At 61.3% G+C, this 12,920-nt stretch carries 11 protein-coding genes; 4 read left to right on the plus strand and 7 right to left on the minus strand.

From position 1 onward, the window contains the following. Positions 1–3: 3 nt before the first annotated feature. From G3O01_RS25165 to G3O01_RS25185, 5 genes are all read right to left on the minus strand, one after another. Positions 4–1,029: an amidohydrolase family protein gene (locus G3O01_RS25165; RefSeq protein ID WP_205809116.1), complete on the minus strand. Its 1,026-nt coding sequence runs from the start codon at positions 1,027–1,029 to the stop codon at positions 4–6. A 44-nt stretch (positions 1,030–1,073) separates the two neighbouring features. After that, positions 1,074–2,120 carry a porin gene (locus G3O01_RS25170; protein WP_205809118.1) on the minus strand — a complete coding sequence of 349 codons (1,047 nt, stop codon included), beginning with the start codon at positions 2,118–2,120 and terminating at the stop codon, positions 1,074–1,076. A gap of 132 nt (positions 2,121–2,252) precedes the next feature. After that, positions 2,253–3,608 (minus strand): C4-dicarboxylate transporter DctA, encoded by a 1,356-nt coding sequence (gene dctA / locus G3O01_RS25175; protein WP_205809120.1) that lies wholly within the window; start codon positions 3,606–3,608, stop codon positions 2,253–2,255. Between the two features lie 66 nt (positions 3,609–3,674). Then, the gene (locus G3O01_RS25180) at positions 3,675–4,583 is read right to left on the minus strand and encodes a hypothetical protein (RefSeq protein WP_205809123.1); all 909 of its coding nucleotides are present in this window, start codon (positions 4,581–4,583) and stop codon (positions 3,675–3,677) included. A gap of 36 nt (positions 4,584–4,619) precedes the next feature. Next, positions 4,620–5,471: an amidohydrolase family protein gene (locus tag G3O01_RS25185; RefSeq protein WP_205809125.1), complete on the minus strand. Its 852-nt coding sequence runs from the start codon at positions 5,469–5,471 to the stop codon at positions 4,620–4,622. Positions 5,472–5,613: 142 nt separating this feature from the next. Here G3O01_RS25185 and G3O01_RS25190 point away from each other — a divergent pair, with 142 nt between their 5' ends. From G3O01_RS25190 to G3O01_RS25205, 4 genes are all read left to right on the plus strand, one after another. Continuing rightward, a complete protein-coding gene (locus G3O01_RS25190; RefSeq protein ID WP_205809127.1) occupies positions 5,614–6,852 on the plus strand; it encodes a LysR substrate-binding domain-containing protein in 1,239 nt (412 codons plus the stop codon). Positions 6,853–7,018: 166 nt separating this feature from the next. Beyond that, positions 7,019–8,074, plus strand: a complete 1,056-nt coding sequence (locus G3O01_RS25195) for an aromatic ring-hydroxylating dioxygenase subunit alpha (RefSeq protein ID WP_205809129.1) — start codon at positions 7,019–7,021, stop codon at positions 8,072–8,074. A 21-nt stretch (positions 8,075–8,095) separates the two neighbouring features. After that, positions 8,096–8,266 carry a rubredoxin gene (locus tag G3O01_RS25200; protein WP_205809131.1) on the plus strand — a complete coding sequence of 57 codons (171 nt, stop codon included), beginning with the start codon at positions 8,096–8,098 and terminating at the stop codon, positions 8,264–8,266. Beyond that, positions 8,263–9,447, plus strand: a complete 1,185-nt coding sequence (locus G3O01_RS25205) for an FAD-dependent oxidoreductase (protein ID WP_205809133.1) — start codon at positions 8,263–8,265, stop codon at positions 9,445–9,447. Before G3O01_RS25200 ends, G3O01_RS25205 begins: the two co-directional genes overlap by 4 nt. A gap of 177 nt (positions 9,448–9,624) precedes the next feature. Here the strand turns inward: G3O01_RS25205 and G3O01_RS25210 are convergent, their stop codons facing one another. Continuing rightward, positions 9,625–10,566: a LysR substrate-binding domain-containing protein gene (locus tag G3O01_RS25210; RefSeq protein ID WP_205809140.1), complete on the minus strand. Its 942-nt coding sequence runs from the start codon at positions 10,564–10,566 to the stop codon at positions 9,625–9,627. Between the two features lie 189 nt (positions 10,567–10,755). Further along, positions 10,756–12,843, minus strand: coding sequence for a TonB-dependent siderophore receptor (locus G3O01_RS25215; RefSeq protein WP_241024250.1), 2,088 nt, complete (start codon positions 12,841–12,843; stop codon positions 10,756–10,758). Positions 12,844–12,920 lie beyond the last annotated feature (77 nt).

Consider the following 12,920-nt stretch of genomic DNA (forward strand, 5'->3'; position numbering starts at 1 on the left):
TGTTCACCTTCCCTGTGCCTGAAGCGCAGCATGCAGGCGCGGGTAGACGCGGCGCGCATTGCCTTCGTAGATCTTGTCGCGATGTTCCGGCTCGATATCGGCGGCTTCGACATAGCGTTTCGTGTCGTCGAAATAATGGCCTGTTTGTGGGTCCAGGCCGCGCACTGCACCAATCATCTCGCTTGCGAACAGGATGTTGTCGACGGGTATCACGCGTGTCAGCAGATCGATGCCGGGCTGGTGATAGACACAGGTGTCGAAAAAGATGTTGTCTAGCAGATGTTCCTGCAACGGCGGCTTCTTCATTTCCTGCGCGAGACCGCGGAAGCGTCCCCAGTGATACGGCACGGCGCCGCCGCCATGAGGAATGACGAAACGCAGGGACGGAAAGTCGCGGAAAAGATCGGACGTCAGGCACTGCATGAAAGCCGTCGTATCGGCATTCAGGTAATGCGCGCCGGTTGTGTGAAAGCACGCATTGCAACTCGTGCTGACGTGGATCATCGCAGGAATGTCGTATTCGACCATCTTCTCGTAGACCGGATACCACGCGCGATCCGAAAGCGGCGGGCTCGTCCAGTGACCGCCCGACGGATCGGGGTTCAGATTGATGGCCACGTTGCCGTATTGCTCGACGCATTTCACGAGTTCAGGAATGCATGTCGCGATATCGACACCCGGACTCTGCGGCAACATCGCAGCGGGAATGAAATGTTGCGGAAAGAGCTGACTCACGCGGTAACACAACTCGTTGCAGATCGCCGCCCATGTGCTCGACACCTCGAAGTCGCCGATGTGATGCGCCATGAAACTCGCGCGCGGACTGAAGACGGTGAGATCGAGGCCGCGCTCGCGCATCAGGCGCAACTGGTTGGTTTCGATCGACTCGCGCAGTTCGTCGTCGCTGATGCGCAGTTCCGATACCTTCGGCATTTCCACCGGATTGCCAATCGCGGCAATCTGACGGTTGCGCCAGGTTTCGAGCGTTTTAGGGGCGGTCGTATAGTGACCGTGTATGTCGATGATCAAGTGCGTGCTCCTGCGTGAAGTGCTGCGGCGTGCTTGCGCCAGTTCTAGAACAGATGGTCGATACCGACTGTGACCGCTGTCTGGCTCGACGCGCCAGCCGGGTTCAGCGTGCTGACAACGGCATGCCGGTACGACGTGTAATCGGCTTCTGCATAAACGGTGGTGCGCTTGGACAGCAGATAACCGAGCGACAGCACGGACATGCCGCGTCGCCCCGATTTATCCGTCGACACCTGGGTCTGGTAATACGCGCCGCGAAACACGAGGTACGGCGTCATCGTCCAGGCAATGCCGCCGAAGCCGTTATTGGTGACCATATGCGGCGCGCCCTGGTTCTGCTGATCTTCGGACATGAAACCGCCCGAAAAGCGCACCGGGCCGAGTTGATAGCTGGCGCCGACCATGTAATAGCTGTCGCCGACATAGGTCTTGCCGTTCAGCAGATTGCGATGGCCATACAGGCCACCGATGCCGATTGGCCCGCTCGTATAGTTGATGCCGACGGCGCGTGCGGCGCCGCTGCTGAAGTCGCCCGCGACACCGCCGAAGGAATTGTCGACCTCGACGAGCACGGGGCCGAAGGTGTTCTTGTACTTGACGTCGTTATTGTTGCGTGTGCCGTCGGAGGCAACCGTCAATGGAATGATCGGTGTGAAGTGAAAGCCGTACGGATCGTAGAAGCTGATGATGTCGTGCGCGATCGTGTATTGCCGGCCGAGATCGAGCGAACCGTATTGCTTGTGCCCGATACCGACGAACGATTGCCGGTTGAATATCAGGCCCGTCGTATTGTCGAACTGGCCGTTACCCAGATTGAAGCCGCTTTCGAGCAGAAAGTGCGCATTCCAGCCGCCGCCGAGATCTTCCCGTGCACGGAAATCGAGCTTGTTGGAACTGTAATAGCCGTTTGAATTCATTGTCGTTACCGATCCACCACCCGCCGCTGCATTGGTCTGATGCCGTATGCCGCCATCCACGGTGCCAAAGAGCTGCACGCTCGACTGCGCATGCGCGGGCATGGCGGCGAGAAAGCCGAGTGCCGTCGATACGCCAAGTCCCAGACCAATGCGGTTCGTCCACTTTCCTTTCACAACTGTCTCCTGTTTTATGATGTTTTGTCGTGCTGCTACATCTATTTAATTCGTATGTCTAATTATTATGTGTGGTGCTCAACTTAAATACTTTGCTTTGGGACGGAATGAAATTGTTTCCGTCCCGCGACATCAATTTCCGGCTGAACTGCCTCCCGACTGCTTCAGCGCGCCAATTGGCGTTTCTATTGGCTTGAATCCCGTTTTGAGCTCGTTACGCAGCGCCGTGCGATTCAGCGCCTTCTCCCAGTTCGCGACCACGATCGTCGCGACACTATTGCCGACGATGTTCGTGAACACGAAGGCACTCGACAGCGCTTTGTGAATGCCGAGAATCAGTGCGATCGATTCGACGGGAATCGTGTTCGATGCAGCCAGCGTCGCAGCGAGTACGGCAATCGCAGCGCCGGAGACGCCCGCTGCGCCCTTCGAAGTCAACAGCAATACTGCGAGCAGAACCAGCTGGTCGTGCCACGTCATTGGCGTGTTAGTGGCCTGCGCGAGAAACACGGCGGCAGCGGCGAAATAGAGGCATGTGCCGTCATGATTGAACGTGTACGCAGTTGGCAAGACGAGGCCCACGACCGACTTTTCGCAACCGAGCCGTTCAAGTTTGTCGATCAGTTGCGGGAACACCGTCTCCGACGAACTCGTGCCGATCACGAGCAGCAGTTCAGCGCCGATGTAGCGCATCAGTCGCAACAGGCTGAAGCCGTTCACCTTCGCAATCGGCCAGAGAATCAGCACGATGAAAAGGGCACACGTCAGATAGAACTCGAGAATCAGCTTGCCGAGCGAGATCAGCGTGCCGAAGCCGAACTTGCTCACCGTGAACGCGATCGCACCGAACGCCGCGAGCGGGGCGATCTTCATCGTCAGGCCGATGATCCAGAAGAGCGCGCTCGATACCGAATCGATCAGATCCATTGCCGGACGCGCACGCTCGCCGATTGCCGCGAGACCGAACGCAAACAGCACGGAAAAGAACAACACCTGCAACACATCGCCGCCCGCAAACGCACTGATTGCCGTATGCGGAATCACGTTCAGCAGGAACTCGCTCGTGGTGACGACATGATGGGCTTTTGCGACATACGCATCGACCGCCGACGAATGCACGGTGCTCATGTCCACGTTCATGCCGACGCCGGGCTTCAGCACGTTGATCACAACGAGTCCGATCACGAGTGCCAGCGACGTCACTACTTCGAAGTAGAACAGCGCCTTGATGGCGACGCGGCCCACTTTCTTGAAGTCGTTCACACCGGCAATGCCGCTGCACACGGTGCAGAAGATGATGGGCCCGATCAGCATCTGGATCACGCGGATAAACGCGTCGCCCACCGGCTGCAGGTTGATGCCGAGCTTCGGGAACCCGTAGCCGACAGCGACGCCGAGCGCCATGCCGGCGAGCACCTGGAAAGACAGATCGCGATAGAACGGCTGGCGTCCCCGGGGTTTGGATGCGGCCTTGCCGGGCAAGCTCATGATGTCTCCTTCTGGACAGCGGCGAATTCGTCTTCGCTTGGAATGGTTAATGCCGTGTCTGCCGCATTAGCGGGCGGCGTCGCCGAGCACGTCGATGCAGTCGGCAAAAATCTCGTCGACACTCAGCTTGCGCGGCAACAGTTGCTGGCGCTCGCAGAACGAGAGCGTTTCTTCGAGCGGACCGCGCAACGCATCGATACCGAACAGCAACGGATCGGGCTTGCCCGTGTCCTTTGCGTTCGCTGCGGACTGCTTCCCACGCCCCAACAGATCGTAGACGGCGCGCACGGCGTCGGGATGCTCGTCGACCAGCGACTTCTTCACGACGACCACATGATTGATCGGAACGTAGTGATGCACGTCGTACCATTCGCGATCCGCCGCCGCAGCGTTGTCGATCAGCGGCAGCAGGCCCGGTTCGTCCGGCAGGTCGTTGCCGAGAATCGCCGCGTCGAGTTCTCCTGCGCGCAGCATCGGCAATAGCTGCTGGCCCGGCGCTGCGCGACGCACGAAGGACGGCTCTTCGTATTCCTCCAGATGCGCGCCTTCGAACGTGACCCAGTCGATCCTGTCGATGGGTACGTCATACGTTTGCGCGAGGATCGCCCGCACCCACATGCCCGTGGTCTGCGAATAGGCGCGCACGCCAATGCGCTTGCCTTCGAGATCGCCGACCTTCAACGCTCCACGTTGCGCATTATAAATAATGCACTTTTGCTGGAAGCGCCCGGCGACGACTGCGGGCAGCAGCACGACCGGCTTGCCGTACGCTTTCGCCTGCAGATACGTGACGATCGCCAGTTCGCTGACGTCGAATGCCTGAGTGCGCGCCATCGGCGCGAAGGCGCGATGGATCGGCTCGATGTCCTCGAACACCAGTTCGACGGCGGGGTCGGTCAATTCGCCCGATTTCAGCGCGCGTGTGTGCGGATAGGTTTTCAGCGCGGTTTTCAGGCGCAGCGGTTGGGTAGCCATGTTGCTCACGTCTCCAGTTTTTCTGTTGCCCGGTGCTCACGAGGCCAGCACGGGATAGAGCGCGCGCGCCGTATCGCCGAAGATCGCGTTGCGTGCGTCGGCGGGCAGCGTCGCGAGACTTTCGCGCGCATCGGCGAGCAGTTGCGGCAGCGAGCCTTCGGCGGCCGGGAAGTTGGAGCCCCATGCAATGCGATCCGCGCCGAATGCGTCGAGCACGCGCGGGAAGAACGCCGCAGGCGTCGATGCGCCGCGCGATGCTTCGGCAATGGTGCGATTGGTCAGCTTCAGATACACGCCGCGATGCGCAGCGAGGCTGAAGAGCGGCGCGGCCGCTTCGTAGGGCGGGCCGCCAGCAAGCTCCGGGCGCGCCAGGTGATCGAGCAGCACGCGGATGTCCGGAAAGCGCGCGAGCATGTTCAGCAGCGCGGGAATGCCTTGCGCTGTCATCTGCAGACAGATCGACACATCATGCTTCTGCGCGTATTCCCAGACGGGGAACGAACGCTCGTCGTCCAGCCAGCCCGCCTGGCCCGGCATCGTGCTGCCCGTCGTGAAGAGGCGCAGGCCGCTCAGGCCCGCGTCCAGCCAGCGCTGCATCTGCGAGACGGCGTCGGCGGCCAGTACGTCGATCGAGAACACGCCGGCGAAGCGGTCCGGATGATTGCGCACCGCCTCGACCACATAACTATTGTCGTTGCCATATACCGTCGATGCCTGCACGACGACGGCGCGGCCAATGCCTGCGTCATCCATGGCAGCGAGTAGCCCTTCAAAGCTGACAGGCCGCTTCGCCGACCATTCCGATTGATGACCGCCGACAGGCGCGAGCGGATAACGCTGTTTATCCGGGGAAATTGCGTGGGTGTGTGTGTCGACAACGACAGACATGAACTGACTCCTGGCTGAAAACATCTTGATCGGATTGACATAACTGTAAGCGGAGTCGAAACGCATCCCGCAATATGAACTGCACCCTCTGACATAAATTTTGGTTAAGCTAGGGGTTTTCCACAGCGTATGCCGATCGCTTATGTCGACCCTTGAAGGTCTGGAGAAGGACGACGATCTGGCGCGTTTGCGGCGCCTGTTTCTGTTCGATGCCGTCTGCGAGACGGGCGGGATCGGTCTTGCGGCGGCGCGGGCCGGGCGCACCCAACCGGCTGTCAGTCTCGCCATCAGCAAGCTCGAAGCGAGCTTTGGCGGCGCGCTGTTCGAGCGCGGCTACGGCGGCAGTGAACTGACGGCAGAGGGCGTGCTCCTGCACAGGCGCGTGCGGCGCATGCTCGATCAGATGGAGCGTGCGGTGGCCGATCTGACCGGCGGGGACGGGCCGCGCGCGAACGTCGGTACGATTTGCCGCCATTTCACGGATTCGCAGGTGCGCTGCCATATCGCGATTGCGCATTGCGGATCGGCTGCCGAGGCCGCGCTACAACTCGGCATCTCGCAACCGGCCGTGCATCGCGCGGCGCGCCAGATCGAGCAGACGGTGGGCGCAACGCTTTACCGGCGGCGCGTACACAGCGTGTCGGCGAATGCGGCGGGCGTCGAGCTTGCGCGCTGCCTGAGTCTCGCGCTGTATGAAATCGCGCAGGCTCGCGAAGATCTGGCTCACGCGCGCGGACAGTTGACGGGCAAGATCTCGCTCGGCGTGCTGCCGATGCTGGCGCCGCGTCTGGTCGCGCGCGCGATCGAGCGGTTGCGGCGTGAGTATCCCAACGCCAAGGTGACCGTGGACGAGGGCTCGCATTCGCAACTGTTGCGGGAGCTGCGCTTTGGCAATATCGATGTGATCATCGGCGCGCTGCGTGAGCCGCGCCTGACGGGATCGGAGCAGGAGATCGAGCTGTTTGCGGACCCGTATGTGGTGGCGGTCAGAAAGGGGCATCGGCTCGCGGGTAAAGCGCGCATTGCCGCACGCGACCTTGCTTCGTTCGACTGGGTGGTACCGCAGCGCAACGTGCCGCGGCGCGCGGTGATCGATTCGATTCTCGCGCGCCTGCCCGGCAAGCCGCCGCTCGTTGTCGAGACCAGTTCGCTCGCGATGATGATGGCGATGCTGGTGGAAAGCGATTGCATCACGCTGTTATCGCGCTCGCAGATTCGTGAGGCGTATCCAGGCAGCGAAATGGTGGCGCTGGAACTCGAGACGCCGGAAGAAAGCCGCGTAGTCGGCTACACGCTCAGAACCGACTGGCTCGGCACGCCGATGCAGCAGGCGTTTATCGAGCAACTGAGCGCGGAGTGCAGGAACATGGAACACGCCTAACGATCCATGCCGGCACGAACATAGACTTCATGGCGACCGGGCGATGGGAAGGCCGCTCGCGAATCGATATCGTTGTTTCCACGCGGTGAGGCGCATGCAGCACGCCCCACGCACTACGCAGCTTGCGCCGCGTCGACGAATCGATATGTTCCCCTTGGAGACACGCATGCCTTCCACCCACATTACGCCTCTGGTCCGGGCGCAGTCGCCCGTCATGCCTCGCAACTGCACGCTCGATGCGCACGACTGGGAAATTCTCAGCCGCTACTGGCATCCCGTTGCATTCGCGCACGACGTGAAAGACAAGCCGCTCGGCGTCACGCTGCTCGACGAGAAACTCGTGATCTTTCGCGCGAACGGTCAGATCATCGCGGCACGCGATGTGTGTCCGCATCGCGGCGCGCCGCTCAGCCAGGGCTGGGTGATCAACGATCAGCTCGTATGCCCGTATCACGGGCTCGAATATGCGGCGAGCGGGAAATGCACGCATATTCCTTCGCAACCCGATGGCCCGATTCCCGAGCGTCTGTGCCTGACGAACTACGCCGCGCAGGAAGCGTATGGACTGGTGTGGGTGTCGCTTGGCGGCGGCGAAGAACCGTTGCCCGATTTTCCTGCGTGGAATACGGAAGGGTTTCAACAGATCCTGCCGCCGTCCATCGACATTCGCGCGTCGGCCGGCAGGCAGACGGAAGGCTTTATCGATGTCGCGCATTTTGCGTGGATCCATCACGACAGTTTCGCCGATCGCCGCAATCCCGTCGTGCCGCAGTACTCGGTTGAGCGTCGCGAGAATGGCTTGCGCGCGGAATACATCAGCACGGTCAGCAATTTTCCCAAGTCGATGCAGCATCGCGCGCCGGAAGGTTTCCCGTGGCGCCGCGTGTTCGAAGTGGATGTGCCGTTCTTTGCGCGTCTCACTGTGCACTTTCCCGAGCAGGGCCGTCTTGCGATTCTCAATGCGGCAAGCCCCGTCTCCGCAAAATTGACGCGTCTGTTCGTGCCGATTGCGCGCAACTTCGATCATGATCTGCCGCTCGAAGACGTCTACGAATTCAATCGCCAGGTATTCGAGGAAGACCGCGCGATCGTCGAGTTGCAGTGCCCGGAAGAGTTGCCGATCGACCGCGCGCTCGAAGCGCCGGTTCTTGCCGATCGCTCGTCGGGTGCGTATCGGCGCGCACTGGGCGAGATCGGACTCGGCCAGAAGTACGTTCGTTGAGCGCAACGCAGGAGAGACGCAATGAAGATCTGGGAATGCGTGATCTGCGGATTTCGCTACGACGAAGCTGAGGGTTTGCCGCATGAAGGCATCGCGCCCGGCACGCGCTGGGAAGATGTGCCCGAAGACTGGGTATGTCCGGACTGTGCGACGGGCAAGCATGATTTCGACATGCAGGTGGTGCCGGTATGAGCGCGCAAGAAACGTTGCAGACATCTTCCGATCCCGTGGTGATCATCGGCACGGGACTCGCGGGTTACACGGTAGCGCGAGAGTGGCGCAAGCTCGATGCGGATACGCCGCTCGTATTGATCAGCCGCGACGATGGTCGCTTTTATTCGAAGCCTGCGTTGTCGAATGCTCTGGCGTTGAAGAAAGCGCCCGCCCAGTTGGCGAGCTTCGATGCGCAAGCGATGGCAGCGCAACTGCGCGCGGATATCCTGACGCATCGTCATGTGCAGCGAATCGTGCCGGATGAACATTCGATCGTTCTCGACGATGGACAGGTGCTGCGCTATCGTGCGCTCGTGCTGGCAACAGGCGCGGATGCACGACGTGTGCCGATGGACGGCGACGGCGCGAACGATGTGCTCTCGGTGAACGATCTCGCCGACTACGAGCGCTTTCGCGAGCGGCTTCGCGATTGCCACTCGGTCGCGATGCTGGGCGCAGGGCTGATCGGCTGTGAGTTCGCCAATGATCTCGTCAGCGCGGGCCACGCAGTCAGTCTGATCGATCCCGCCGATGCGCCGCTTTCGCGACTGTTGCCGCCGGAAGCGGGAAAGGTTTTCGGCCTTGCATTGAAGGCTGCGCGCATTGATCTTCGGCTTGGTGTGAGTGTGTGCTCGGTTGCGCGTCACGAGCAGGGCTATCGGCTGTTGCTATCGGACGGGTCGCAGCTGGACGCCGATATCGTCGTGTCGGCAATCGGACTCGCTTCGCGAACGACGCTTGCTAGAGACGCCGGACTCGACGTCGCAGACGGCATCGTGACCGATGCATGGTGCCGCACCAGCGCGCCCGACATCTACGCGCTGGGCGATTGCGCGGCGATCGAAGGCCGTGTGCGGCCCTATGTATTGCCGATCATGCACGCGGCACGCGCATTGGCGCAGTGTTTGAGCGGCAATCTCACACGCGTGGATTTTCCTGTGATGCCCGTCGTCATCAAGACGCCTGCCGTGCCTGCCGTCGTCGTGACGCCCGATGGTCACGGTCACTGGAAGACCGAGACCGGTATCGGCGATGCGCCTCACGCGACGCGTGCGCTTTATGAAGACCCGCATACGGGCCGCGTGAGAGGTTTCGCATTGCTCGATGCGGCGACGACGGAGAAGGCCGCGCTGCTGAAAGCAATGGCGAGCGAAGCATAACGGCGCGTCATTCCGTGGGCCATAAACGGGGCGCCTGACGGGCGCACCCTTCAACAGGCAGCTTCTCGCTGACCGACTCCTGTTGCGGTCCGCCTGCTCGCGATGCACTTCCTGTCGTCGAGAGCTGGGTGAGGGCCGTTTATCGCCGCGAGCGCTTTGCTCGCGGCTTTTTGCGTTTCAACGCAGCGGTTGCGAGCTTTGCGGCGCAAGGCTCTTTGCAACGCCGGCAACGAGGCGACGCAACCACGCAGCGGCTGCGCTTCGATGCGTGCGGTCATGCCACAACTGGTAATAGGTCAGCGCTTGCGGTTCGCACGGAATCGGCTCGATACGCAGCGGAAGCAGGCTGCAAAAGTGCGTGGCGAGCGCGCGTGTCGTCGTGAACAAAAGGTTCGATCGCATCAGTACGTAGGGCGCCATGCCGAAGTAAGGCATTGTCGTCGTGACGGTTCTGGAGAGCCCGCCGCGCGCGAGTTCGCTGTCTATCGTGCCAAGTCCCGTTGCCTGATGCGTGGTCACGCCGAGATGATCCGCTTCCTGATACACGTCTCGCGTCAGCTTGCCGGGCTTGACGGGATGCTGCTCGCGCATCAGACAGACCAGATCGTCCTTGCACAAAGGCTGCAAATGAAGCTGCTCGGGCGGCTTGCTCCAGTTGCCGACAACCAGATCGAGCGTGCCGCTTTCCAGCGCGTGTTCGTAACCGCCATCCACATTCATCAGATGCTGGAACTCGATACGCGCGCCGGGCGCTTCGTGTTTAAACGCATCGACGATAGCGGGAAGAAAGAACACGTCCAGATAGTCCGGCGAGCCGATACGAAACGTGCGGCGTGTCGTGGCGGGATCGAATGTACTGGCGGGATTCAGCACGGCCGTAATGCCAGCAAGCGCCTGGCTGAGCGGCTCGACGAGCGTCATCGCGTGACTGGTCGGCACCATGCGGCTGCCGCTTCTGACCAGCAATGGGTCGCCCGTAATGGCGCGCAGCCTGCGCAACGCGACGCTGATGGTCGGCTGCGATTGACCGAGAAGAATGGCTGTGCGCGACACGCTCGATTCCGTAATGAGCGTATGAAGAATCTTCAGAAGATGTGAATCAATAACACGTTTGGACATGCAGACCGCCATCGTTGCTTTGCTTTAACGATGTATACGTGTCGATATTTCGCGCGTCAATCGAGCGGGCAGTGCGGTGCGCGTGCGAAGCCTTGTAATACGGGCCTTATAAGCGATTGGATATCGTGTATATGTTCGCACCTTCATGTCGCGGCGACGCTTATGAAGGTGCGATGCCCTATATCGGGGTTAGAACGAAAACGTCGTCTTCAACATCACCAGGCGCGGCTCGCCGACCGCAATGATCAGATTGCTGTTGCTCGACGGATAGTACGTTTTGTCGAACACGTTCTTCACATTGAGCTGGATACGCGTCGGAATTTTGCCGATCTTTGTTTCGTAAGCGGCGAACAGATCCGCGACCACGTAGCCCGGCAACGAGAAGCTGTTCGCGCTATCGCCGGGCCGCGCGCCGACCAGACGCGCACCGCCGCCGAAGCGCCATTGTCCCGGCAGATACGGCAGCGTCGTGTCGTACACGGCGAACAGACTGCCCATATGGCGCGCTGCATTGACGAGGAAGGTGTTGTCGTCGCGATCGACGGCATCCGTGTACGCATAGCTGCCGATCAGACTCAGATGCCGCGTCACGCGTCCTGCCACGTCGAGTTCGACGCCGCGCGAACGGGCGCTGCCGATCGTCGAAGTCAGATCGCCGACGGTAACGGCCACGTTGCGCTTGTCGATCTGATAGACGGCGAGCGTGCCGGTGATACCCGGATTCACATCGAACTTCAGACCCGCTTCGATCACGCGGCCGGTCTCCGGCGCGAGTGGCTCGGCGACTTCGGTGGCGACGTTCGGCACGAACGATTTGCTGAAGTTCGCATACGCGGACAATTGCGGCGTCAGCTTGTACACAAGCCCGAACTGCGGCAACCACACATGACCATGCGAGTTGTCCTGCACGACGAACGGACGCCCGACGCCCGACAACTGCTGCCAGTCTTCCCAGCGCAAACCGGCCGATGCGATCAGTCGGTCGGTCAGATGCACGGTGTCCTGCGCGATCAGCGAGTAACTGTGGACCTTGGACAGACTATCGCTTTGCGTGGCGCTCGCCGTTCCGCCGCTCGCGAGCGTGCCGTACACGGGATCGAACAGATCGAATCCCGTCACGCCTTTGCCGCGAATCGTGTCGCCGCGGAATTCGCGCTGACGTTCGTATTCGCCGCCGAAATACACCTCGTGCTGCATGCCCGCGAGCTTCAGATTTCCGAGCGCGCCGAAGGTGGCGACTTCGTCCGAATCGTTGCGGCCAAGATTTGCATCCGACGAACGCGTCATGATGCCCGTGGTGCTGTTGAACGCCGTCGCGCGCGTCAGATACTGGTTGTAGGTGTCGCGGCTCCAGCCATAGGTTGCGCGCAAACGCCATGTGTCGTTGAGCCGGTGCTCGACGCGCGCACGAAACGCTTCCTGCTCGCCGCTGCTTTGCGCCCACGGTTCTTCATAGCGCGTGTAGCGCAGCGCATCGTCGAGATGACCGTTGACGAGCACCGTGCCGCGATCGAAAGGCGTCGTGTAATCGGTGTATTGATAGCTCAGATCGATGCTGGTGTCGGCGTCGTGCCACGACAGCGACGGCGCGATCATCGCGTCGCGCTGACGGCCGAACGTGCGCCAGTATTGCGACGTGTTGTATTCGCCGTCGATACGAAACGCCAGCGTGCCGCCCGCGACCTGGCCGGGCGTGCCGATCGGTCCCGTGAGATCGAAGCTGGTGCCGCTGCCGCGACGGCTGGTCCAGGTGCCGGACACCGAACCGCTGAACGTGTCTTCCGGTTTGAGCGTGACGAGATTGATCACGCCGCCCGGTTCCTGGATACCGTACAGCAGCGACGCCGGCCCTTTCAACACCTCGACGCGATCGATATTGGCCAGATAGTTGTGCAGGAACGGCGAACGGATGCCGTCGACGAGAATCGAGCCGTCGTCGTTCGAGCCGAACCCGCGCTTGATGAACGCATCGCGCGTGCCGCCCAGCGTGTTGGTCTGCGTGACGCCGCTGATGTTGCCGAGCACGTCGTCGAGACTGCGCGCCTGCTGGTCCTGCATCACGGTGGAACTGACCACCTGCACGGACTGCGGAATGTCGATCAGCTTGCGTTCGCCATCGCCGGCAATCGAGCTGGAGCGCGGCTGGTAGCCGACAGTCGGATCGGCGATCGCCGCACTGTGAACGGCGACGGCGGGCAGCTCGCTGGCGCTGGGCGCCGGCTCGGCCGCGGCATCGGTGGTGTCGGTGCCCGTTGCGGCGTGGGCCGCGGCACTCATCAGCAAGGCGAAGGGCAAAACGAGGCCCAGCCGGCGCGGCAAGGCCGCGCAGGGAGTAGGTTTCCGAATACGCATTG

Source organism: Burkholderia sp. Ac-20365, assembly GCF_017104715.1.
Taxonomy (GTDB): Bacteria; Pseudomonadota; Gammaproteobacteria; order Burkholderiales; family Burkholderiaceae; genus Paraburkholderia.